Below are 23,604 nucleotides of genomic sequence, written 5' to 3' on the forward strand. Positions count from 1 at the left end.
ACATTACATTGAGAAGAAGATCCATACAGTTAAACCAACTGTTGCAGTTGCAACGAAGAAACTGTATATCATTGTAAGAATTTGAACTCTTCCTTCTCCTTCTTTTAAATGCATGAACATAATTAATTGTAACAATGCTTGCGCAACAGCCATTATGATAATAGTTGTTAAGACTGTTGAGAGTGGCAATGTTGTGTAAAGTGCCACGTATAACGCTAGAAACGTTAATGCAAGCGATAAAATAAATCCGAAAACGTGTGACCAAGGGAATCCGCTATGCGCATGCCCGTTTGCTTGATTGTTGTTTTGAGCCATCTACGCCACCATCCCGTTCAAGTAAACTAGTGTGTAAATAAAGACCCAAACAAGATCAAGGAAATGCCAGTATAAGCTGATAATGAATACTTTACGAGCTGTAACTGGTGTTAAACCTCGTTTTAAAATTTGGATAATAACACAAATTGCCCAAATGATACCGCCTGTTACGTGGGCTCCATGCGTTCCAAGAAGAACGAAGAATGCAGATAGGAAAGCACTTGTTTGAATTGTTGCGCCTTCACCGATGTACATAATGAACTCTTCGATTTCAAAGAATAGGAAACCTGCACCTAAAAGTAATGTAAGGATGAACCATCCAAGCATTGCTTTTTGGTTGTGCTTACGCATTTCGTGAATTACGATACCACATGTGAAACTACTTGTTAAAAGTAGTAATGTTTGAATTAAAAGCGTTTTAAGTTCAAACAGTTGCGCTGGAGTTGGGCCATCTGCCGTACGACCAGCAAGGACTAGATAAGAGGCGAAAAGTGTTGCGAACAGCATAATTTCAGCCCCAAGAAAAATCCAGAATCCTAGGATATTCAATCTGCTTTGTTCGGATTGATATTCCAAAGGTAAGCTTTTATCTAAAGCCGCCATGTCATTTCACCTCTCATGCTATATGTTCTGTTTCTTTAATTTCATCAACACTTACGTAGTAGCCATCATCATAATCGAATGAACGATAGATTAAGCAAGCTAAAATACCAACGCCGCCGATTGCTGCAAGCCAGAACCAGCTAAATACTAATGCGAAACCTGCAAGACCGAAGAATAAAGACGCAATAATAGGCACACCAGAGTTACTTGGCATGTGAATTGGTTTGATATCTTCTGCTGCTGGTGTAACTGTTTCTCCGCGTTTTTTCATGTACCAGAAAGCATCAGCTTCTTTGATTTCAGGAAGTTTCGCGAAGTTGTAATGTTGTACAGGAGATTGAGTTGCCCATTCAAGTGTACGGCCATCCCATGGATCTCCAGTTGTGTCACGTTCACCGTGACGTGCACTCCAAATTACGTTGTAGCAAAGAAGTAGGAAGCCAATACCCATCATTACCGCACCAACAGATGCGATTTGGTTTAGCCATCCCCATCCAAGACTTTCAGAGTAAGTGTACATACGACGAGTCATACCGTCTAAACCTAAGAAGTACATTGGGAAGAAACAGATGTTGAATCCGCTCATAAAGATCCAGAATGTCCATTTACCTAGGCGTTCATTTAACATATGACCAGTCATTTTTGGATACCAGAATGTGAATCCAGCAAGCATAGCGAATACTGTACCTGCAATTAATACGTAGTGGAAGTGAGCGATTAGGAAGTAGCTGTTATGGTATTGATAATCAGCTGCTGCCATTCCAAGCATAACCCCTGTAACCCCACCGACTACGAAGTTTGGAATAAATGCCAATGACCAAAGCATTGGAACTGTAAAACGGATACGTCCTTTATACAGTGTAAACAACCAGTTAAAGATCTTAACACCGGTTGGAATCGAAATCGCCATTGTCGAAATCGAGAAGAATGAGTTAACCGCTGGACCTGCACCCATCGTGAAGAAGTGGTGAAGCCATACGACGAAACTTAGTAAAGAAATTGCAACCATTGAGTATACCATCGCACTGTAACCGAATAGACGCTTACGTGAGAATGTACTAATGATTTCAGAGAAAATACCGAATGCCGGTAAAATAACGATATATACTTCAGGATGACCCCATACCCAGAACAGGTTGGCCCATAACATCGGCATACCGCCGCTCGCCATCGTAAAGAAGTGAGCATCGAATAGACGGTCAAATGTCATTAATGCAAGAGCAACTGTTAATACTGGGAAAGCGAAAATAATGATAATTGTTGTAATTAAGATTGACCAAGTAAACATTGGCATTCTCATTAAAGTCATACCAGGTGTACGCATTTTTAAGATAGTAACAAGGAAGTTAATACCGGTCATTAGCGTACCGAGACCTGAAATCTGTAATGCAATTGCGTAGTAGTTATTTCCTACGCCTGAAGTAAACTCTGTACCTGCCATTGGGAAGTAAGAAGTCCACCCAGCGTCTGGAGAACCACCGATTACGAAAGCGATGTTGAATAACATTGCTCCGACAAAGAATAACCAGAAACTTAAAGCATTTAAGAACGGATATGCAACATCACGAGCACCAATTTGTAATGGTACTACAAGGTTCATTAATCCCATAACGAATGGCATTGCCATGAAAAGAATCATTACTGTACCATGCGTTGTAAAGATTCCGTTATAGTGTTCAGCGTTTAAATAAGTTGTTTCTGGGAATGTTAACTGTGCACGGATCATTAAACCATCCATACCACCACGGAATAACATGATAACCGCAGAAATAATATACATGGCTCCGATTTTTTTATGGTCAACAGTTGTCAACCATTCGTCCCAAAGCCATTTCCATTTTTTATACTTTGTTAGTACGAAAATGATTGCTAATGTCACAAGAACGATAGAAGCGTCTGCACCGTAAATAATCGGGTCACCTGTGACAAAGAATTCATCAAGCTTCACTGTGTTCACTCCAATCTGTTGGAATAATAGCTATTATTTTTTGTTTTTGTAGTAGTTGTAATCACAATATTCAAGTGATTTTGGATCTACATAACTTAAGTGGTGACTAGAGAACGTCATGCGTCCAACTACACCAGGTTTAATAATTTCGTTGTATTTCTGTTCTGTTAACTTATCAGCAGTTTGTTGTACTTCTTTAACCCACTTGTCATATTTCTCTTTAGTTTTCGCTTCAACTTCGAACTCCATGTGAGTGAATCCTTCACCAGAGAAGTTCGCACTACGACCTAGGTAAGAACCTGGTTTATCAGCTTGTAAATAAAGATCCATAATCATGCCATCCATTGTGTACTTCATACCACCAAGTTCTGGTACCCAGAAAGCATTCATTGGGCCGACAGAAGTCAGTTTGAATTGAATTGGTACACCAGCTGGGATGTTTAAATAGTTAACGGTTTCAATTTTTTCCTCTGGGTAACTGAATAACCATTTCCAGTTTGCAGATGTAACATAAATTTCAACTGGTTTAATATGTTTGGACTCTTTCGGAACCTCTTCCGAAGCATAAGTTGCTTTTACTGTTGGAATCGATAATGCGATAACGATAATAACAGGAACAAGCGTCCAAATAATTTCTAGTAATGTGTTACCGTGTTGTTCAGGTGGCTCATAGTCCATATTCTCTGGTTTTTCACGATAACGAATCAAGATGACTGTAAACAGAATGAATACAATTGCGATAATTAATGACATAAGCAAGAATGACCAAACAATTAAATCATACTGTGCTTTTGCAACAGGTCCTTGCGGATTTAATACTGCGAGTTTTTTATCACAGCCACCGAGGAACAGAAGTAATGATAACGGAAGAAGCGAAGCCAACTTCCAAAACGCTTTCTTTAGTTGCACGATTGAAAATCTCCTTTCTCCTTGGATTGAAACTATGCCAATAAAACAATATAAACCTATTAATTTATAGAAGGCAATAGTTTTTGATATATTGTTAAAAAATAGACACAAATGCACACTTTTTAAGGTGAATATCATTTGTAACTTGATTACATTGTAAACTATTTTCCAGAGAAAAACGTGATTGTGAAAATTTTAAGATAAATAAAGTTATACCAGGATATCCAAGAAATAGAAAAAAGCTATCTTATCATAAGAAAGATAGCTGAATATTTTGTATATTTAGTTTATTTCTTGTGTGACAGTTCGTGGCTGTTCAAGTTTGACAATTTTTTTATATTTAACTTGGTATAAAATGTAACAAGTAATCATAAATGGAATGCCACAATAAAGAGCAATTCTTTGATCTGGAATGAAAGCCAAACTAACAAATGTAATGAAATTGAGCGAGAACGCTACGATTGGAACTAGTGGATAGAGCGGTGTACGATATTTTAAATCATTTATGTCGCCACCATTTTTCACGAAATTTCTACGGAAGAAAAACTGTGAAGCGGCGATTGACATCCACACGACAACAGCAGCCATCGCTGCAATAGATGTTAAAACTAGAAAGACAGTATCTGCCGCAAATACACTTGTTAATAAAGAAAGACTTGCAAAAATCAGACTGAAAATTAATGCGTTTAGCGGTACACCTCTTTTAGTTAATTTAGTAAACGCTGGACTTGCCATTCCTTGTTTTGCCATCGCCCACAGCATACGAGAATTTGCGTATAGACCAGAGTTAGCAACGGATAATACAGCTGTAATAATAACGAAGTTCATAATGTCTGCTGCATATGGGACACCGGCTACATCAAATACAAGTACAAAGGGACTTTCGACTAGATTAGCCTCTTGCCACGGGAGTAAACCTACAACAACTGATATCGCTAAGACGAAGAAGAAGAGAGTTCGCCAAATTGTATTTTTGATTGCTTTTGGAATTGTTTTTTCAGGATTTTCACTTTCTCCTGAAGCGATTCCAATTAATTCTGTTCCTTGGAAGGAGTAATTTACTGTAATCATCGTAAGAAGAACAGCTAATGCACCGTTTGGAAATAGCCCGCCATTTTCAGTGAAATTATGAAGCATCGGAGCTGGCTTTCCATTAAAGTCTAGTAGACCGAACATAACAGCGCCACCAAGTACGATGAAAATAACAATTGTTGCAACTTTTACACTTGCGAACCAAAACTCTGCTTCTGCATATGCTTTTGCTGATAAAGCGTTTACGAGAAATAGCGCTGCTGCAAATGTAACGCACCAAATCCATGAAGAAACGTCTGGAAACCAGCGTTTCATTAAAATACTTACAGTTGTTAACTCTACGCCAACTGTAACAGCCCAATTTAGCCAATACATCCAACCGACAACAAATCCAAAACCAGGTGAAATGAATTTGCTTGCATAGCTTTGGAATGAACCTGCTTCTGGCATAGCAACGGATAATTCACCAAGACATAACATCGTTAAATACATAACAAATCCACCGACTAAAAATGCAAGAATAGCACCACCAGGTCCGGCATTATGGACAATTTGACCAGATCCCATAAATAGCCCGGTTCCGATAACACCGCCGAGTGCAATCATAAATAGGTGTCTACTTTTCATTGTTCGTTTTAAATCTGTTTGTTCAATTTGTTGATTCATATGCCCCTCACCCCGTATTTTCTTGAATGTGTGAACTTCGTTTTATTCTGAGTTTTTAATCATTAGTGGGGGATGCAACACACACTCGGTTTATTTACTATGAAATGAATGGAGTATGTAAAAAAACGAACTATGACTAAATACTCTAAGAATGTTTGTTAACATGGTGATATCTTCACCATGTTAACAATTTTGATTTTAGCAAAATATTCTGGAAATGTATATTTATTTTTCTTTTTATTAAAAATAATTAGAATTTTTATAATTAATTCTATGAGCGATAATTCACATGATCTTTCTAGCAAACTAGTAAGAAGAAGGGTACAATGATAAGAGTTGTGTCTGTAAAATAATAATTAATGGAGTTTTGTTTATAATGAAAAAGTTAAAATATCTTTTTGTTTTTGGGATTATACTTGCTGCTGCATTTTTTATAGGAAAAGATAAAATTATGCAAAAGGCGCAAGTTCTACGCTTAGAGTTTCTATCTGAAATGAAAGAAGCAGCTATGATTGAGGATGTTCCGTTTATTAAACAATTACCAGAATTACCTCGAGGATGTGAAGTGACAAGTTTAGCTATGTTGTTGCAATATAAAGGTGTACAAGTAGATAAGATGCAACTTGCTAGCGAAATTCATCGTGTTCCATTTGAACAAAATGGCGTACGGGGAAATCCTTACGAAGGGTTTGTTGGAAATATTTATACAAAGGCAGAGCCTGGATATGGTGTATATAATCAACCAATTTTTAATTTGGCAGAAAAATATGTTCCTGAAAAAGTAATTAATTTAACAGGTAGAGACATGCAAGATATATATAAAGTAATTAGTTCTGGTTCACCGGTATGGGTCATTATTAATACGACGTTTAAGCCGCTAGCTGAAAGTAGTTTTGAAACATGGAATACGAGTTCAGGTGAAGTGAAAATTACATATTATGAGCATAGTGCAGTAGTAATTGGATATGATCAAAACTTTGTATATGTAAATGATCCTCTTAAAAATAATCCGCGTTTGGCTGTTCCGCGAGCAGAATTTGAGAAAGCTTGGGAGCAAATGGGAAAACAAGCAATTACTATTTTATAATAATGAAAAAGTCATCTTTTGGGTGGCTTTTTCTTTTTGAGTTATTATTACAGAAAATTTAGAAGATTCTTTTAAAAGTTAACAATTCACGTTATAATAACATTTAACTTGGTGAAGAAGGAGTGAAGGAGTATGGATGTTGCAAAGGAATTTGTTTTGTCAAAAAATCAGTTAGTTGAGTGGAGAAGGCATTTTCATAAGTATCCAGAGTTATCTTTTCAAGAAGAAAAAACATCGCAGTTTGTGTTCGATATACTTCGGAAATTCCCATATTTAGAAGTGTCACGGCCGACTAAATATAGTGTGATGGCAAAGTTAGTAGGTAAACATCCGGGCAAAACAGTTGCGGTTCGAGCCGATATGGATGCTCTTCCTATTCATGAAGAAAATGAGTTTGATTTTATTTCTACATATAAAGGTGTAATGCATGCATGTGGTCATGATGGACATATAGCGATATTACTTGGGGTTGTACATAAGTTAGTAGAAGAAAGAGAGAAGATTAAAGGGGAGATTCGTTTTCTATTCCAACATGCTGAAGAAAATTTTCCTGGTGGTGCAGAGGAGATGGTTGCTGCAGGTGTAATGGAAGGTGTGGATTATATTATTGGTGCTCACCTTTGGGCGTCGTTAGAGGTTGGGAAAATAGGTGTTATTTATGGTCCTGCAATGGCTGCACCGGATGTTTTTAAAATTAAGATAGAGGGAAAAGGTGGACATGCTGGAATCCCTCATGAAACGGTGGATAGTATCGTAATCGGAACACAAGTCGTTTCGCAACTTCAGCAAATTGTATCTCGCCTCACGAATCCATTAGATTCGCTCGTAATATCTGTTACGCAATTTCATGCGGGGACAACTCATAATGTAATACCAGAGCAAGCCGAGATTGAAGGGACAGTGAGAAGTTTAAGACATGAATTACGAGGTGAAACAGAGAAGAAGATTGAGCGGATTGTGAAGTATATTACGGAATCTTACGGAGCGAAATATACATTTTCATATGAATATGGATATCGACCAGTTGTAAATGACTATGAAGCTACAGAGCTTATTGAACAAACGGCATTACAACTTTATGGAAGGGATAGAGTTGTTCGTTTACAGCCAACGATGGCTGGAGAAGATTTTTCAGCGTTTTTACAAAAGGCACCGGGGACATTCTTTTTTATCGGAGCAGGAAATAAAGAGAAAGGTATTATATATCCTCACCATCACCCTCGTTTTACGATTGACGAAGATGCATTACCGATTGGAGTGGAAGTCTTTGTATCAGCCATTATGAACTTTATAAGTAAAGGAGAATGAGATGAAGAAAATACACATCCTAGCGCTTATTCCAGTTCTTTGTTTAGTAGTTGGGCCAATATTTGCGAATTCAGTTACTCCTTACGTATTAGGGATGCCCTTTTTATTATTTTGGGTATTATTATCAGTGTTTATTACATCTCTTTGTATGGGGCTTGTGTACGTGTTTGATCCTGCTAATAAGGAGGATGTAAAATGACTGCATTACTTATCATTATTTTATTTTTGTTTCTCGCACTATTTTTAGGGATTCGGGCACAACATGGAAAAGATATGAATTTAGAGCAATGGTCAGTTGGAGGAAGAGGGTTTGGCACTATTTTTGTTTTTCTCCTTATGGCAGGTGAAATTTATACGACGTTTACATTTTTAGGAGGAAGCGGCTGGGCATATAGTAAAGGCGCACCTACCTTTTATATTTTAGGTTATGGTGCTCTAGCTTATCTTTTATCGTATTTTTTATTGCCACCGATTTGGAAGTATGCAAAAGAGCATAACCTTGTTTCGCAGTCGGATTTTTTTGCGAAGAAATACAGAAGTAAGGCGCTTGGACTTATTGTTTCAATTGTTGGTGTTATTTCCATCATCCCATATCTTGTTTTACAGTTAAAGGGACTGGGAATTATCGTTTCAGAAGCGTCTTACGGAAGGGTATCACCTGTTGTTGCGGTTTGGATTGGTGCTATTGTTATAACTATATATGTAATGGTTTCAGGTATACACGGTTCAGCTTGGACGGCTGCTTTGAAGGATATTATGATACTGTTTATCGTTATGTTTTTAGGTATATATTTACCGTATCATTATTATGGAGGATTTCAGCCGATGTTTGAAGCTGTAGAAGCAGCGAAACCAGGATTTTTATCTTTACCTGAAGAAGGAATGAGTATTTCTTGGTTTGTTTCTACTATTATATTAACGGCCCTCGGTTTCTATATGTGGCCTCATACATTTGCTTCTGCTTTTTCTGCAAAAAATGAAAAAGTATTTCGTAAAAATGCAACAATTATGCCATTGTATTCTTTAGTGTTACTTTTCGTATTTTTCGCAGGGTTTGCTGCTATATTGCAAGTTCCTGGGTTAAAGGGAGCGGATGTAGATCTTTCGTTAGTCCGTCTTGCTTTACAAACTTTTGATCCTTGGTTTATTGGGATTATTGGTAGTGCGGGAGTATTAACGGCATTGGTTCCAGGCTCTATGCTTGTTATGGCGGCTTCTACACTGTTAGCAAAAAATATTTATCGAACGATCGTTCCGTCTGCTTCAGATAGACAAGTTGCTAAGATGGCAAAATTATTTGTGCCTGTAGTAACGCTCGTGGCAGTTTTATTTACATTTAAAGGAGGGGAAACAATAGGAGCACTTCTCTTAATGGGGTACAGTATCGTTACGCAACTTTTCCCTGCACTTGTATGTAGCTTGTTTCCGCGCCAAATTGTTACGAAGCAAGGAGCGATTGCAGGAATGGGAGTTGGGCTGTTAGTGGTCGCATATATTACCTTATCTGGCTCAACTATAGCTACGATGTTTCCGAGTTTTCCGCAGTATATAAAAGATTTGAATGTGGGCATAGTCGCATTGTTAATTAATATGATTGTGATGTTTGTAGTTAGTGGATTTACAAAAGGTGTATTTATAAAGAAAAACACTACAATAGTAGAAAAGTAATTCGTTTATTGGAGCTATCTTTGCAAAGAGATAGCTCTTTTTTGTATATATTTTCTTCTATTAGCGGAATCTAACTAAAAACTTGTTGAAAAGGAAGTTAGGTGGGGAAATTGTTAGAGCTTGAAGGTAACTTATTTGAAGTTATGAAAGAAATTAGGGATGAGTTAGGTTCACCTAATGATTTAACAATTAGAGAAGTTGTTCTTGCTGGGAGTTTTACACGTTGTGCGGTTGTGTTTTTATGTGGGTTAACAGACAAGGATAATGTTTATAAATATGTAGTTCGTACTCTTCAATATGAAGAAGTGCAAAATGAAGCGGCTGTCGTTCAGACGTTATTGGATCGTTTTATTTCTATTGCGGAAGTGGGTAAGAAGACAACGTTTCCGGATATTATAAATGCGATTTTAGCGGGAGATACAGTTATATTAATTGATAATATTCAAACTGCTATCGTTATTAATAGTAGGGCTTGGGAGAAGAGAAGTTTAGAGCCACCAGTGACAGAAGATTTAATACGCGGACCGAGAGTTGGATTAAATGAAGATATTAATGTGAATAAAATGTTAATCCGACGCAGTTTACGCGATCCAAAGTTGAGGTTCCAATCTTATATTATGGGGAAGCGATCGCAGAAAGAAGTAACCCTAGTATATATAGAAGATATTATTAATCCTCACATTGTAAAAGAGTTAGATCGCCGTCTTCAATCAATAGTGACAGATATTATTTTGGAAACAGGTACGATTGAACAATTAATTCAGGATAATAATTTATCTCCATTTCCACAGTTTTTGAATACAGAGAGGCCAGATAATATTATAGCGTCATTAGCGAAGGGAAAAGCGGCCATTTTAGTAGACGGATCTCCGTTTGCTCTTATTGCACCGCTTGTGTTTGTTGATATTTTTCAATCTGTAGAAGATCATTACGAGCGCTGGGTGATTGGAACGTTACTAAGATTTTTACGTATGGGTTCAGGTATAATCGCGGTTTTGTTACCAGCTATGTATGTAGCACTTGTATCTTATCATCAAGGACTTATTCCTTCTAAACTGGCTTATTCAATTGCAGGTGCGAGGGAAGGTGTTCCGTTCCCAGCATATATTGAAACGTTAATGATGGCCTTGACTATGGAATTAATACGAGAAGCTGGAATCCGATTGCCGAAACCGATGGGACAAACGATAGGGATTGTAGGAGGTCTTGTAATTGGAGAAGCTGCGGTAAATGCAGGGATTGTAAATCCGTTTTTAGTTATTATTATTGCAGTTACTGCGATTGCTACGTTCTCGCTTCCTGTATATAGTATTACGATTACGTTCCGGATTTTACTTTTCGTCTTTGTATTAGCTGCAACTGCTTTTGGGTTGTATGGGATCATTCTAGCTCTGATTGCACTTGCTGTTCATATTACAAATTTAACAAGTGTTGGTATACCGTATACAACTCCAATTGCTCCTGCATTTTATAAAGATTGGAAAGAAGAATTTATTCGCATACCAAAAGCGATGTTGAAAGATAGACCGGAGTACTTACAAACAAAAGATTCTACAATACGTCCAAAGGAGCGAAAATAATTGAAACCATTTGAGTATGGCGATGAAGAGATTGGATCTCGGGAAATTGGGTTTGCGGTATCATCGACCATTATTGGTATAGGGGCATTGTCTATGCCAAGAGATATCGCTAACCAAACTTTATTTTCGGACGGTTGGATTATCTTGCTTTTGGGTGGACTGATTTGCGCAGTTTTAGGCTGGTTTGTGACGAGAGTGGCTATCTTATTTCCAAAACAAAATTTTGTTCAATATACGAGTGCGCATTTGACGAAGCCTGTTGCATACACAATTAGTAGTATTTTAGTATTAACGTTTGCTGCTTTGACAGCGTATGAATCGCGAATGATTTCAGTTATTTCTCAAACGTATTTATTTAGTGATACACCAATACAACTACTGTCTTTTTTCTTCTTATTAGTTGTTATTTATGGAATAGCAGGATCAAGAGCAGCCTTATTAAGGTTAAATGTTTTATTCTTGCCTATTGTTTTAATTGCGATAGTACTTCTTTCTTTATTGAATATAAATTTAATGGAAATAAATAATTTACTACCAGCTTTTCAAACGAAAGTAAGTCAATATGCTGTTGGAGTTAAAAATTCTATTTTTACGTTTATTGGATTTGAAGTAGCTTTATTTTATGCGGTGTTGCTGAATGATAAGACAGCGAAAAAAGCGCCAATGGCAGTCGCGAAAGCGGTGATGGTAAACGTGCTGTCATACATTTTAATTTATGTAACTTGTATTAGCGTTTTTACGTATATGACAACACGTGGATTGACATATCCAACAATTGAATTAGGGAAAGAAATTGAAATTGGTGGAGGATTTTTAGAAAGGTTTGATGCGATTTTTTTTACGACTTGGATTATTACTATTTATAACACTACAGCAATGTATTATGACGTCGCATCTTTATTGTTTTGTGCTATGTTTCCGAAAGTGAAGAAACAAATTTTTATTTTCATAAGTGCCCCTATTATTTTTATGGTGAATATGATACCTAGTAGTTTAAATACTTTATCAAGTTATGGGACTTATTTAGCTTGGATAGATATGGGGTTTGTTGTGTTAGCTCCTTTGCTCGTTTTAATTGTATATAAAATAAAAAGAAGGAATGGTGGAAATGAAACACCTTCTTAAAATTATAATGGTTATGGCTTTAACTGGATTTATGAGTGGGTGTTCTGAGTTAGAAGAGATAGAAGAAAGAGGATTTGTAGTAGGAGCGGCTTACGATATTGTGAAGGAGAAGAAAGCGAATCCAATTATGAAAGGGACCTATCAGATGGTACTCCCCAGTAAATTGTCTCAACAGGGTGGACAAGGGGGTGGGGATAGCGAAAATTATATTAATGTTAGTGCAAAAGCAGATAGTGTATTTGAACAAATAAGAATAATCGCCAAAAAAATTAGTCGTACATTATTTTTCCCTCATATACAGGTGATTATTTTCTCTGAAGAATTACTTTCACATCCATACATTTTACAAAATACGTTAGATGTATATATTCGCGATCATGAGATGAGAAGAAATATTCGTTTGTTCGTTTCTAATAAAAATGCCGAAGCTATTTTAAAACAAAGTGCCAAGCCTGAAAATTTACCGGCGCAGTATATTGATATGTTAGCTGAACACCCTCCGAAAAATGCCCAAATGATTGAGGCTGCAAGAATTGGTGAGGTGCAGGAAAAGATGATCTCTAACCGAAGTTTTGTATTACCTATTCTGGAACTAACAAAACAAGGAGTACAAATGAACGGTGCAGCATTGTTTCGTGGAAAGGATAATAAATGTGTAGGCAATTTGAGTGGGGAAGAAACAGTAGGGATGAATTATATAATAGGCAAAAAAATTGGAGGTTTTTTTACCATCCGTAAAAAGAATCAACTTATTACATATGAAATTCATAAGTTACGTCGAAAAATTAAAGTATCCACAACGAATGCTACAAAACCAAAGTTTGATATTCATTTATCTCTGGAAGGCACATTGGCTGAGTTGCATTTCAGTGATCATAAAAAGGTTTTGAATGAAAAGCGTTTAGAGAAGGATATATCGGAAGAAATGGAGAAGCGTATTCAAAAATCAATTAAACTTGTTCAAAAAAAATATAAGGTAGATGTACTAGAGTTAGGGGAAGTGTATAAGCGACATAATTATAAAGAGTGGAAAAAGGTAAGTAAGAATTGGGATCAAGGCGAAAATTACTTTAGTAATGCTGAAATTACTGTTCACGTTCATCCAACAATTGAACATTCAGGTTCAGCTTTACCGAAAAGAGTGAAATAAGGTGATGAAAGTTGTTTACTGGATTAGGAATTAGTTGCACGATATTAATGGCGGTGCTGCCGGGGGCTATTTATTTCATTCATAAAAAACTCACAACGTATGGAGCACAGCCGTGGAATACTGATGTACAAAAAAAGAAACCTGAATAATTTTCAGGTTTCTTTCGTGCAAAGCATATGTGAAGGGGGATGCCTTCTATGTATGCTTTGCTTTATACAAGCCCTAACCAATGTACCAATTGTGTAGAGAGGAATGTAACAACAATGGCGATAACGGTAGGGATTGCAAACGATAAGAATGTCCATTTTGCACTTTTTGTTTCTTTGTATATATTAACAAGTGTTGTTCCGCACGGGAAATGAAGAAGTGAGAACAACATTGTGTTTAACGCTGTTAACCAAGTCCAACCATTTTCTAGGAATAGATTTTTAATTTGATTAAAATCATCTATTTCAGTTAAAGCCCCAGTTGATAAGTAAGACATTAATAAAATTGGGATTACAATTTCATTAGCGGGTAGTCCAAGAATGAATGCAGCTAGAATAAAGCCGTCAAGTCCTAACATTTTAGCAAATGGATCTAGAAAGTTTACAAAATACATAAGTAAGCTTGTGTCACCAATAAAAATATTAGCAAGTAACCAAGTTAATGCAGCTGCAGGGGCAGCAACAACTATAGCTCGTTTTAAAACGTAGATTGATTTATCGAGTGTTGCGCGAACAATTGTATTCCAAACTTTTGGCTTGCGGTACGGAGGTAACTCCAGTGTGTAGTGAGTTGGAACCCCTTTTAAGGCTGTTTTTGATAGTACCCAAGAAACAGTTAATGTCATAATAACACCAATTACAACCATTCCAACTACAACGCCAGCAGTAACCAATGTTTGCATACTGCCTGTATAACCAGCAGCCATAAATAGTGAAGCCATTAAAATTAACATAGGCCAGCGACCGTTACAAGGAACGAAGTTGTTCGTTAAAATTGCTAGCATACGTTCACGTGGTGATTCAATGATACGTGTTGACATAATGGCTGCTGCATTACAACCAAATCCCATTGCCATTGTTAAAGATTGTTTCCCGTGTGCGCCGGATCGTTTGAATAAGCGGTCCATATTAAACGCGACACGTGGTAAGTATCCGTAGTTTTCTAATAGCGCGAACATAGGGAAAAAGATTGCCATAGGTGGTAACATAACGCTAATAACAGCACCGATACCACGGAACAAACCAAGTATTAAAATGCCATGTAACCATTCAGGTGCATGCGCTGCTTGGAACCAAGATGTTAAATATCCTTCGGCCCATCCGAAGAATTCGGCAATCATATCAGATGGTACGTTAGCGCCTGCAATTGTAAGATAAAAAATAATAGATAAAATACCGAGCATAATTGGAAATCCCCAGATTGGAGATGTGAAAATTTTATCTAGTTTTTCGGAACGATATAATTTATCAGTATTTGTATATTGGACAGATTCTTTACATATGCTTGCAGATGTTCGGTAAATATCTCCGACTATATCATCTCGTATATCTTCTTTTGAAAGTGTTTGTGCATGTTGAATAATATAGTCTAATGGAAGAGCTTTACTGGCTGAGTGAGATTCCATTAATTACGACCTCCCTTACAAGTGGTTCATTATGGTGTTTTTGAAGTGTAGTTAAGAAATTTTTATCTCCATCTAATATACGTAACGCAATCCAACGTGCTGGATACGTATCACCGAACACTTTATAAATTTGTGGTTCTAATTCCTGAATCATATTTTCGATTTTTTCGCTGTAAGTAATTTTAATTGGTGTTGGAATTAGTTTTTTATTTGCTACTTTTGCAATAACATTTAGCAAATGACCAATGCCTACTCGGTTACGTGCTGAAATTTTAACGACAGGTACACCAAGTGATTTTGCTAATTTCTTTTCATCGATAACAATCCCTTTTTTCTCGGCTTCATCAATTAAGTTAATGCAAATGACTACATTATTTGTCATCTCCATCACCTGGAGTGCTAAATTTAAATTTCTTTCCATAGCAGTTGCGTCTATGACAACTACAGTTACTTCTGGTTTTTCAAATATAATATAATCCCTCGCTACTTCTTCGTCTGCGGAATTTGAGTATAGTGAGTAAGTTCCAGGTAAATCTATTAATGTATAATTACTTCCGTTATGTTCATATTCTCCTTCAGCTTTTAAAACAGTTTTTCCCGTCCAGTTTCCAGTATGTTGTTTTAAACCTGTTAAAGTATTAAATAATGTACTTTTCCCGGTATTCGGGTTACCAGCTAAAGCAATACGATGTTTGCTCATCTGAAATCATCTCCTATTAATACCCCGAAAATAAGGGAGCTTTCTTCTTTGCGCAGTGCAATAGTTGTGTTGCTCACTTGATAAGCGACCGGATCTCCAAGTGGACTGCGTTGCAATACTTTAATCGTTGCCCCTGGGATAAATCCCAAATCTAATAAACGTCGTTTCATAGTTCCTTCTAATTGTATCTTCTCAATTTGTACAAACTCCCCTGTTTTAAACTCGGAAAGGGGTTTAGTATTAGCCGATACCATAAAAGTTACCTCTTCTCTATATTTTTAGTGTTAGTTTAAAAAGTTTCCTTAGGTAAACTTTTTGTTAGTAATATAGTAGACTACATTGGATGATGCTGTCAATTAGTACTTTAAAAATATTCATTTAATTTTAGAATTGTTCCAATTTATTTAGTTGTACTAAAAAATATTACTGAAATTCTTTTTAATGTGCATAAATTAGGCGTGAAAAAGTTACAAAATACAGCGGAATTGTAAATGTAACTTTAACTAAAAGGGAAAAAGAGAGAAAAACATTTACATTGAATTTACATTGTTAAGAATAAATTTACATTACAGCATAGTTAGTGTGGTTTTTGTTTGCTTCTTTAACTACAAATGTTGGGATTCCTAGCTTTTGAGGATGATTATCGTCATTTACTTAAAATTAAAAATTGCTTAACACTCACATAATATTGTTGTCCTACAATGAATTTGTGTTCGAAAGAAAATGAATTCGAAAAGTGATAATCCAAATGGGGGTACAAGACATGGTTATGAAAAAAGGTATTAAATTTTCTTTAGCAGCTTTAGTGGTAGCAGGAGCATTAGTTGGGTGTGGGAAAGCAGAAGATACAACTAGTAAAGAAACTGCTAAAGGAAGCGATAATACAAAACAAGAATTATCAGGTACGATTGCAGCAGCTGGTTCTACAGCTCTTCTACCTCTTGCGGAGGAAGCTGGAAAGAAATTCATGGAGAAAAATTCAAAAGTTTCTATTCAAGTTCAAGGTGGCGGTAGTGGAACTGGGATTAACCAAGTAGCATCTGGTGCAGTACAAATTGGTAATTCAGATGTTCCGTCTGGAGATAAAATAAAAGATGCTGAAAAGGCGAAAGAATTAGTAGATAACAAGGTAGCGGGTATTGCATTCGCTCTTGTCGTAAATAAAGATGTAAAAGTTGATAACTTAACAGTGCAACAAGTACAAGATATCTTCACTGGAAAAGTAACAAACTGGAAAGAAGTAGGCGGAAAAGATGAAAAAATCAACGTAATTAATCGTCCGGCTTCATCTGGTACACGTGCTACATTTGAAAAAACGATTATGAAAGACGCGAAAATTAATGATGGAACTGGTACAACACAAGATTCTAACGGTGCAGTAGAGCAAGCTATCAATTCTACTCCAGGTTCAGTAAGCTATTTAGCGATGTCTTACATGGTTGGAGATAAAAAAGGTGCACTACAAACAGTGAAAATTGATGGTGCTGAACCGAAAGTTGAAAACATTGCGTCTGGTAAATATCCATTCTGGTCTTACGAGTATATGGTAACAAAAGGTGAAGCGAAAGAAGCAACAAAAGCTTACATCGATTATGTAAAAGGTAAAGACTTTGAAAAGCAAGTAGAAGATATGGGCTACATTCCAATGTCTAAATTAAATAAGTAATAAAGTTTTATGGGGCTGGCTGCAAGGCCAGTCCTGTTCATTTCAATCTGTGAAGTGGGGTCTGTCCTGTGATGAAGGGGAAAAAACAAATTAATTACGTGAAAAGTGAATATATAGGAAGATCACTTGTTACGTTTTGTGGTATTTTTATTGTTTTAATTACATTAGCTATTATTGCGTTTATTTGTGGTAAAGGTATTCAATCTTTTACACAAAGTGGTATCTCATTTACTGAGATGTTAACATCGACAAAATGGAATCCAAATGCTGATCAAGGATCCTTCGGGGCTTTAATTTTCATTGTAGGTTCAACGGTGGTTTCGTTAGGTGCGGTTATTATTAGTGCACCAATTGCTATAGCTCTTGCTATATTCATGAATTTAATTTCGCCAAAGTTTGGAAATAAAGTATTGAAGCCTGTTCTAGAATTGTTAGTTGGTATTCCTTCGGTTGTATACGGATTATTAGGGGTTACGATTTTAGTACCACTATTACGTGATTCGTTTGGGGGAGTAGGCTTTAGTTTAATTGCGGGTATTGTTGTATTAAGTATTATGATTTTACCTACTATTGCTAGTATCGCTTCTGATGCAATACGTTCTGTTCCATTTGATTATTTAGAAGCTTCTTATGGTCTAGGATCAACAAAATGGCAAGCGATTAGCCGAGTGATTGTTCCTGCTGCGAAAAAAGGGATTTTAACAGGTGTTGTTTTAGGCTTAGCGCGTGCTTTCGGTGAAGCGTTAGCGGTTCAGATGGTAATCGGGAATACGATTAAATTACCAGAAGGAATATATAGTCCGACAGCGACGTTAACTGGTATTTTAACAATGGACATGACGAATACATTGAACGGAACTGCTTGGAACAATGCGCTATGGACTTTAGCGATGATTTTACTTGTTATTTCATTCCTGTTTATTTTAGTAATTCGAGCGATTGGGCAAAGAGGTGAGCGATAATAATGAATGCAAGAACGGTAAATAAAGTTTGGACGGGTATCTTTTATGCGGTTGCGGCTTTAGTTGTAGCTTTGCTAGTGTTCTTAGTATTTGAGATTTTACAAAAGGGATGGGGATTTTGGGATCCTAATTTCTTGTTTGGAGAACCAAGCAATACAAGAGCTGGTGGTGGGATTGGTCCGCAGTTATTCAATTCCTTCTACATGCTTGTTATAACGCTTATTATATCTATTCCTCTTGGATTAGGTGCTGGAATATATTTAGCAGAGTACGCAAAACAAGGACGTTTTTTAAATTTTGTTCGTCTATGTATAGAGACGATGGCGTCTTTACCTTCTATTGTTGTTGGTTTATTTGGTTTGTTAGTGTTCGTTACAATGACAGGTTGGGGATACACAGTAATGGGTGGTGCTCTTGCTTTAACTATTTTAAATTTACCAGGTTTAACGCGTGTTTGTGAAAATGCGATTTCAGAAGTTCCTCATAATGTAAAAGAGGCAAGTCTTGGATTAGGTGCAACGAAGTGGCAAACAATCGCTCGTATTATTATCCCATCGTCATTACCACAAATTATTACAGGGATTATTTTAGCGGCGGGTCGTATATTTGGGGAAGCGGCAGCATTAATTTACACAGCGGGTTTAACATCCCCGATTTTAAATTCAGCAGCGGATTTCTCAAGTCCTGCGCATCCTTTAAATCCGTTTAGACCAGCTGAAACATTAGCGGTTCACATTTGGAAATTAAATTCTGAAGGAGTTATTCCAGATGCGAAGTTGATTGCGACAAAATCTGCAGCTGTATTAATTATTATGGTATTACTATTCAATGTTATTTCACGCTTGATAGCATCTATATTACACAAGCGCTTTACAGGAACGAAAAGAAAAAGTAAAGCAACGAAAAAGGTAAAAGCGGCATAAATTATAAAGAAGAACTCGCTATTTTATAAGTAGGGGGTTCTTTTGTATTTTAATATAGAAGGAATGGATGTAATGATTGTTGAATTTGTGATTAATTATAAAGAAGAACAGATGTAATTTAGAGAGGAGTTTTAATTTGTTTTTTCTGCAAATGTCAGGTTTTCCTGGGTCAGGAAAATCGACAGTTTCTAAGTATATAGCGAAATTAACAGGTGCTGTAATTATAGATCATGATGTTTTGAAATCCGCGTTGTTAAAATCATTAAAAGTAAAAGGAATTGAATCAACGATTGTTGGTGGGCTTGCGTATGATGCCGAATGGGTATTGATTGATTCTTATTTAGAACAAGGGCATAGTGTTATATTGGATAGTCCGTGTTTATATGAGGGAATGGTTGAAAAAGGAATTAAATTATCAACTAAACATGGTGTGAAATATAAATATATTGAGTGTTATCTTAATGATATGGAAGAGATTAATAGGAGACTGCAAATACGTAAGCGTATGATCAGTCAAATTGAAAAGGTGGAGTCGGAAGTAGGTTTTGAAAAGTGGTTAAATGGTAGTCAAAGACCTTTAAATAATGAATACCTTATTGTGGATTCTAGTAAACCTATAGAGCAATATGTGGAAAAAATGATGGATTATATGACTAAGTAGAGAAAAGACGTTATCTTCATTTGTGAAGATAACGTCTTTTGTTTTTAAATATCAGGTGTTTCTGTAGAAGTGCTTATTTTCCTACGGGAGCGTCTTTTTCTCCCGACTTTATCTAATAGTTCATACATAACTGGAACGACTACTAATGTAAGAACAGTCGAGACTGCCAAACCGCCGATGACAACGACGGCTAAACTTTTTGATACCATACTTCCTGCTTGGGATTGGCCAAATAGGAGTGGGAGCATAGCGACGATTGTTGTAATAGCTGTCATAATAATTGGGCGTAGTCTAGTAGAACCTGCTTCAAGTAAGGCTTCTCTAGTTTCCATTCCGTGTTCCCGATTTTGTTGGACTCTTTCTATTAATACAATAGCGTTTGTAACAACAATCCCGATTAACATTAATGCGCCAATCAAGGAATTTATATCAACAGGTGTTCTTGAGATGATTAATCCTAAAATACCACCGACAGCAGCTAACGGTAAGGAGAATAGGATTGCAAAAGGAGCGCGTGCTTGCCCGAAGGTGATAACCATAATTAAATATACAATCCCGATTGCAATCCCCATAATTTTGAATAAATCTGTAAAATTCTCTTGCATAGATTCAGTAGCTCCTGCGATATTTACTTTTGAACCGCTAGGTAAATCTAAGTCAGTTATCGCTTTATTTACTGCTGTGTTTACTTTACTCAAATCTTCATTTGAAGCTTCGGCGGTAATTTGAATTGTTTCTTTTCCGTCTTTATGGAAAATTTCTGTTTGCGTTTGTTTTTCTGAAATAGTTGCGATGTCTTTTAAAGGAATTGGTCCATTAGTAGGTGATAGTATGTTTGTATTTAAAATATCTTCTTTTTTGGTAATGTTTTCCTTTTTATGTTCTATCATAATAGTAGTTTTTTCATTATTAATTGTAATTTCGCCAATAGGTGACTTCTTCATAAGGAATGCTACTTGTTGCGCAGCTATTTCTGGTGTTAAACCTAGTTGTTCGGCCTTTGTTTGATCAATATGAATTTGCCATTCTTTCTTAGAGTCTTCTAAATTCGTTTTTACTTTAGAAAGATCATCCATGCTTTTTAGTTTTGTTTCGACGATAGTAGCCGTCTCTTTTAAATCCGCTTCGTTAGTAGCTGTTACGTTAAATTGTAAGTTGTTGCCGCCGCCAGAGCTTGAATAACTTGTTTTTATATAATCAAGTTCAGCAGGCTCAAAAGTTTTATTTTCCTTTTTTAACTCTTTAATATATTGATCAATATCAGAACCTTTTTTAAAGACTACAAATATACTAGCAAGGTTATTTTTAGTTGTTTGCCCCCATTGTGCATCTTCTGCGCTAGATCCCATTCGTAAAATAACGTCTGTTACATCTGAATTAGAAAGTAATTTCTTTTCGAAATCAAATGCTTTTTGTTTTTGAGCTTCAGCATTATAATCGGCTGGAAATGTCATGTTAATAGATAACATTGTGTCGTCCTCAGATTTTATGTTTGCTTTCGGTAGTAATATATAGGCTGCAATTGATCCTGCAAATAATAAAAATGCAGTAAGTAGAATAATGAATTTATGAGAAAGAGACCAATTTAACGTAGCGACATATCGTGATGAAGAACTTGGCTTTCGATGCTTTGTTTTTTTGAGTAGTAAAAAAGCCATAAGTGGAACGACTGTGAGTGCAACGATTAAGGATGATAGAATAGAATATACAACTGCTAATACCATAGGTAACATTAATTTTCCGATTGCTCCTGATACGAGGCCGATAGGTAAAAAAACAGCGACCGTTGTTAAAGTAGAAGAAGTAATTGCGACGGCGACTTCTTTTGTTGCATCAAGAATAATATTTTTAGAGAAAGAATCTTTTTGTAAACGGCGGAAAATATTCTCGATGACAACGATACTATCATCGACGAGACGTCCAACCGCAACAGCTAAACCACCAAGGGTTAAAATGTTAAGTGTGATGTTAGATTGATGTAGTAAAAAGAGTGTTAATAAAATAGATAATGGAATACTGACAACAGCGATGAGTGTTGTTCGGAAGTTACGTAAAAAGATTAAGATAATTAGAGTTGCAGCGATTGCTCCAAGTATTACTTCTTTTCCCATGCTAGTAACAGCATTTTCAACTTGTTCATGGGTTGAGGCCAAAAGTTTAATGGAAAACTGATTTTTATATTCCTTATTTATCTCTTTAACTTTTTTATCAATCTCTTTTCCAATTGCAACTGCATTTTTGCTCGGTTCTTTCATGATGATTAATCCAGTGCCTTCTTCTCCGTTTATATGTGAGATTGTATCGTAGTGTTGTTTGATTTCGATTTGAGCAATGTCTTGCAATTTCACTTGGGGTACCACAGTGATGTTTTTAATGTCATTTACATTTTTTATGTCCCCAATGATGCGGAGGTTGTATTCTTCCTGATTAACAGTAATTGCCCCAGCTGGAGTAGAAGTTTCTTTTCCTTGTAAAACAGTGAGTACCTGCTGTGATGTTACGTTTTTGTTTTTTAATTGGTTCGGATCAAGTACGATAGATAATTCAGAGGTGGATTTTCCGAAAAACATAACATTAGCAACACCATCAATGTTTTCGAGTTGTGGTACGATTTCTTTTTCAATTTGTTTTTCATCTGCTTTTGAAAACCCGTTTTGTTTCTGGATAGTAATTTGGGCGAGTGGAATCATAGAAGTGTTTAGTTGACTAACTACGGGCTTGGTTACATCTTTAGGTAATTTAATTGTATTGACGGCTTTTTCGACTTCGCGTGCTGCATCTTTCATGTTTGCTTTTGATGTATACGCAATGTCGATACGTGATAATCCCTCGTATGTAGAAGAAGTAATGGTGTCGACGTGTTCTAAATTGCGAAATTGTTTTTCGAGAGGATCAGTTACATCCTTTGTCATCGTTTCAGCGTCGAGTCCTTGAGATAAGGTTGTGACGGTAATTGTTGGATTGTCGATACTTGGTAAAAATTCCATAGGTAATTTAGAGCCGGAATAAACACCGAGTATGGAAATGAGAAAAATCATGATGATAATGGCAGCTCGGTTTTTTAATGAAAACTTTGTTAACCTATCCATAAAATAATTCCTCCATTGGTTTATTTATAGTTGAGTACATCCTTTCTTACTATATAACAAAAAATGGATATTTTACATTAATTAAATGTAAAAAAATTCTAATAATATTCTTAAGTTTATATTTGCATTGAAATTGTTTAATGTGGATGGGATTTTTTCTTACGGCTAAGTTATATCGTTATTCTATAGAAGGATAATTATTATAAACTTTAATATAGAAGAGAATGAAAACCTGGGAAGGTATTGTGAAATGCAATTTGGTTGAATGAAGTGTAGTAGTATACAATCAGAATAACTATTTTTAGTAGGAAGGATAATAATTCTTTCTATAGAAGAAAGTAGGATAGATAATTTTTTTGTGTTTTTTATAAAAAACACTTGTTATTTAAAAATCATGATGGTATATTAATAAACGTCGCTGATGCGGAAACGCAGAAAACGACAAAAAAGAAATTTAAAAACTTAGTTGACATCGAAAAATGAAGATGTTAATATGATGAAGTCGCTTCTGAAGCGGCGGACAAGTTCTTTGAAAACTGAACGAAACAAACAACGTGAAACGTCAATTTTTATTTTTAGATGCTAGACAAACTAACTTTA

The 23,604-nt window shown here is 36.1% G+C and carries 21 protein-coding genes; 12 read left to right on the plus strand and 9 right to left on the minus strand.

What is annotated here, in order from left to right; genetic code table 11:
* Positions 1–3 precede the first annotated feature (3 nt).
* From qoxD to AC1Q8L_RS26705, 5 genes are all read right to left on the minus strand, one after another.
* Entirely contained in the window at positions 4–315 is a 312-nt protein-coding gene (gene qoxD, locus AC1Q8L_RS26685) for a cytochrome aa3 quinol oxidase subunit IV (protein WP_000068425.1), read from the minus strand.
* Positions 316–918 (minus strand): cytochrome aa3 quinol oxidase subunit III, encoded by a 603-nt coding sequence (gene qoxC / locus AC1Q8L_RS26690; RefSeq protein WP_000729313.1) that lies wholly within the window; start codon positions 916–918, stop codon positions 316–318.
* A 13-nt stretch (positions 919–931) separates the two neighbouring features.
* Positions 932–2,866 (minus strand): cytochrome aa3 quinol oxidase subunit I, encoded by a 1,935-nt coding sequence (qoxB, locus tag AC1Q8L_RS26695; protein WP_000762374.1) that lies wholly within the window; start codon positions 2,864–2,866, stop codon positions 932–934.
* Between the two features lie 33 nt (positions 2,867–2,899).
* The gene (locus tag AC1Q8L_RS26700; protein WP_001176166.1) at positions 2,900–3,775 is read right to left on the minus strand and encodes a cytochrome aa3 quinol oxidase subunit II; all 876 of its coding nucleotides are present in this window, start codon (positions 3,773–3,775) and stop codon (positions 2,900–2,902) included.
* 282 nt (positions 3,776–4,057) lie between these two features.
* Positions 4,058–5,473 (minus strand): amino acid permease, encoded by a 1,416-nt coding sequence (locus AC1Q8L_RS26705; protein WP_001075764.1) that lies wholly within the window; start codon positions 5,471–5,473, stop codon positions 4,058–4,060.
* A gap of 376 nt (positions 5,474–5,849) precedes the next feature.
* Here AC1Q8L_RS26705 and AC1Q8L_RS26710 point away from each other — a divergent pair, with 376 nt between their 5' ends.
* The 8 genes from AC1Q8L_RS26710 (at position 5,850) to AC1Q8L_RS26745 (ending at position 13,540) form a co-directional block, all read left to right on the plus strand.
* Positions 5,850–6,560 carry a C39 family peptidase gene (locus AC1Q8L_RS26710; RefSeq protein ID WP_000734491.1) on the plus strand — a complete coding sequence of 237 codons (711 nt, stop codon included), beginning with the start codon at positions 5,850–5,852 and terminating at the stop codon, positions 6,558–6,560.
* A gap of 132 nt (positions 6,561–6,692) precedes the next feature.
* On the plus strand, positions 6,693–7,868 hold the full coding sequence (locus AC1Q8L_RS26715; protein WP_000382086.1) for an amidohydrolase: 1,176 nt from the start codon (positions 6,693–6,695) through the stop codon (positions 7,866–7,868).
* Between the two features lies 1 nt (position 7,869).
* Entirely contained in the window at positions 7,870–8,067 is a 198-nt protein-coding gene (locus AC1Q8L_RS26720; protein ID WP_000719836.1) for a DUF3311 domain-containing protein, read from the plus strand.
* Entirely contained in the window at positions 8,064–9,536 is a 1,473-nt protein-coding gene (locus tag AC1Q8L_RS26725) for a sodium:solute symporter family protein (RefSeq protein WP_000125935.1), read from the plus strand. Before AC1Q8L_RS26720 ends, AC1Q8L_RS26725 begins: the two co-directional genes overlap by 4 nt.
* A gap of 101 nt (positions 9,537–9,637) precedes the next feature.
* On the plus strand, positions 9,638–11,116 hold the full coding sequence (gene gerLA / locus AC1Q8L_RS26730; protein WP_002060757.1) for a spore germination protein GerLA: 1,479 nt from the start codon (positions 9,638–9,640) through the stop codon (positions 11,114–11,116).
* A complete protein-coding gene (gene gerLB, locus AC1Q8L_RS26735; RefSeq protein WP_000802008.1) occupies positions 11,117–12,241 on the plus strand; it encodes a spore germination protein GerLB in 1,125 nt (374 codons plus the stop codon).
* Positions 12,225–13,391 carry a spore germination protein GerLC gene (gene gerLC / locus AC1Q8L_RS26740; RefSeq protein ID WP_000681631.1) on the plus strand — a complete coding sequence of 389 codons (1,167 nt, stop codon included), beginning with the start codon at positions 12,225–12,227 and terminating at the stop codon, positions 13,389–13,391. The genes gerLB and gerLC overlap by 17 nt, the downstream gene beginning before the upstream one ends.
* A gap of 11 nt (positions 13,392–13,402) precedes the next feature.
* Positions 13,403–13,540, plus strand: a complete 138-nt coding sequence (locus tag AC1Q8L_RS26745) for a hypothetical protein (protein ID WP_000493991.1) — start codon at positions 13,403–13,405, stop codon at positions 13,538–13,540.
* Positions 13,541–13,602: 62 nt separating this feature from the next.
* On the opposite strand, the gene AC1Q8L_RS26750 is transcribed toward AC1Q8L_RS26745, so the two are convergent.
* From AC1Q8L_RS26750 to AC1Q8L_RS26760, 3 genes are read right to left on the minus strand one after another with little or no spacing between them, the layout of a single operon-like run.
* The gene (locus tag AC1Q8L_RS26750; protein WP_000443602.1) at positions 13,603–15,003 is read right to left on the minus strand and encodes a nucleoside recognition domain-containing protein; all 1,401 of its coding nucleotides are present in this window, start codon (positions 15,001–15,003) and stop codon (positions 13,603–13,605) included.
* The gene (locus tag AC1Q8L_RS26755; RefSeq protein WP_000033865.1) at positions 14,981–15,703 is read right to left on the minus strand and encodes a FeoB small GTPase domain-containing protein; all 723 of its coding nucleotides are present in this window, start codon (positions 15,701–15,703) and stop codon (positions 14,981–14,983) included. The genes AC1Q8L_RS26750 and AC1Q8L_RS26755 overlap by 23 nt, the downstream gene beginning before the upstream one ends.
* Positions 15,700–15,957, minus strand: a complete 258-nt coding sequence (locus tag AC1Q8L_RS26760) for a FeoA family protein (protein ID WP_000252989.1) — start codon at positions 15,955–15,957, stop codon at positions 15,700–15,702. The genes AC1Q8L_RS26755 and AC1Q8L_RS26760 overlap by 4 nt, the downstream gene beginning before the upstream one ends.
* Positions 15,958–16,466: 509 nt before the next feature.
* On the opposite strand from AC1Q8L_RS26760, the gene AC1Q8L_RS26765 reads away from it, so the two are divergent.
* From AC1Q8L_RS26765 to AC1Q8L_RS26780, 4 genes are all read left to right on the plus strand, one after another.
* The gene (locus AC1Q8L_RS26765) at positions 16,467–17,369 is read left to right on the plus strand and encodes a phosphate ABC transporter substrate-binding protein PstS family protein (RefSeq protein ID WP_000245112.1); all 903 of its coding nucleotides are present in this window, start codon (positions 16,467–16,469) and stop codon (positions 17,367–17,369) included.
* A 71-nt stretch (positions 17,370–17,440) separates the two neighbouring features.
* Complete coding sequence (pstC, locus tag AC1Q8L_RS26770; protein WP_000676676.1) at positions 17,441–18,331, plus strand: phosphate ABC transporter permease subunit PstC; 891 nt, start codon at positions 17,441–17,443, stop codon at positions 18,329–18,331.
* A 2-nt stretch (positions 18,332–18,333) separates the two neighbouring features.
* Positions 18,334–19,254: a phosphate ABC transporter permease PstA gene (gene pstA / locus AC1Q8L_RS26775; RefSeq protein ID WP_000994139.1), complete on the plus strand. Its 921-nt coding sequence runs from the start codon at positions 18,334–18,336 to the stop codon at positions 19,252–19,254.
* Between the two features lie 136 nt (positions 19,255–19,390).
* Entirely contained in the window at positions 19,391–19,915 is a 525-nt protein-coding gene (locus AC1Q8L_RS26780) for a P-loop nucleotide/nucleoside kinase family protein (protein ID WP_000465757.1), read from the plus strand.
* A gap of 44 nt (positions 19,916–19,959) precedes the next feature.
* Here AC1Q8L_RS26780 and AC1Q8L_RS26785 read toward each other — a convergent pair whose 3' ends face one another.
* Positions 19,960–23,004, minus strand: coding sequence for an efflux RND transporter permease subunit (locus AC1Q8L_RS26785; protein ID WP_086387524.1), 3,045 nt, complete (start codon positions 23,002–23,004; stop codon positions 19,960–19,962).
* Positions 23,005–23,604: the final 600 nt, after the last annotated feature.

Source organism: Bacillus sp. GW823-FHT06A11 (assembly GCF_058795355.1).

Excerpts from the sequence above, each read along its gene's own strand:
- AC1Q8L_RS26785 (WP_086387524.1), bottom strand. The coding sequence starts at position 23,004 with ATGGATAGGTTAACAAAGTTTTCATTAAAAAACCGAGCTGCCATTATC.
- AC1Q8L_RS26705 (WP_001075764.1), bottom strand. The coding sequence starts at position 5,473 with ATGAATCAACAAATTGAACAAACAGATTTAAAACGAACAATGAAAAGT.
- qoxC (WP_000729313.1), bottom strand. The coding sequence starts at position 918 with ATGGCGGCTTTAGATAAAAGCTTACCTTTGGAATATCAATCCGAACAA.
- AC1Q8L_RS26725 (WP_000125935.1), top strand. The coding sequence starts at position 8,064 with ATGACTGCATTACTTATCATTATTTTATTTTTGTTTCTCGCACTATTT.
- pstA (WP_000994139.1), top strand. The coding sequence starts at position 18,334 with ATGAATGCAAGAACGGTAAATAAAGTTTGGACGGGTATCTTTTATGCG.
- gerLC (WP_000681631.1), top strand. The coding sequence starts at position 12,225 with ATGAAACACCTTCTTAAAATTATAATGGTTATGGCTTTAACTGGATTT.
- AC1Q8L_RS26755 (WP_000033865.1), bottom strand. The coding sequence starts at position 15,703 with ATGAGCAAACATCGTATTGCTTTAGCTGGTAACCCGAATACCGGGAAA.
- AC1Q8L_RS26760 (WP_000252989.1), bottom strand. The coding sequence starts at position 15,957 with ATGGTATCGGCTAATACTAAACCCCTTTCCGAGTTTAAAACAGGGGAG.
- AC1Q8L_RS26720 (WP_000719836.1), top strand. The coding sequence starts at position 7,870 with ATGAAGAAAATACACATCCTAGCGCTTATTCCAGTTCTTTGTTTAGTA.
- AC1Q8L_RS26710 (WP_000734491.1), top strand. The coding sequence starts at position 5,850 with ATGAAAAAGTTAAAATATCTTTTTGTTTTTGGGATTATACTTGCTGCT.
- pstC (WP_000676676.1), top strand. The coding sequence starts at position 17,441 with ATGAAGGGGAAAAAACAAATTAATTACGTGAAAAGTGAATATATAGGA.
- AC1Q8L_RS26765 (WP_000245112.1), top strand. The coding sequence starts at position 16,467 with ATGGTTATGAAAAAAGGTATTAAATTTTCTTTAGCAGCTTTAGTGGTA.
- AC1Q8L_RS26750 (WP_000443602.1), bottom strand. The coding sequence starts at position 15,003 with ATGGAATCTCACTCAGCCAGTAAAGCTCTTCCATTAGACTATATTATT.
- AC1Q8L_RS26715 (WP_000382086.1), top strand. The coding sequence starts at position 6,693 with ATGGATGTTGCAAAGGAATTTGTTTTGTCAAAAAATCAGTTAGTTGAG.
- qoxD (WP_000068425.1), bottom strand. The coding sequence starts at position 315 with ATGGCTCAAAACAACAATCAAGCAAACGGGCATGCGCATAGCGGATTC.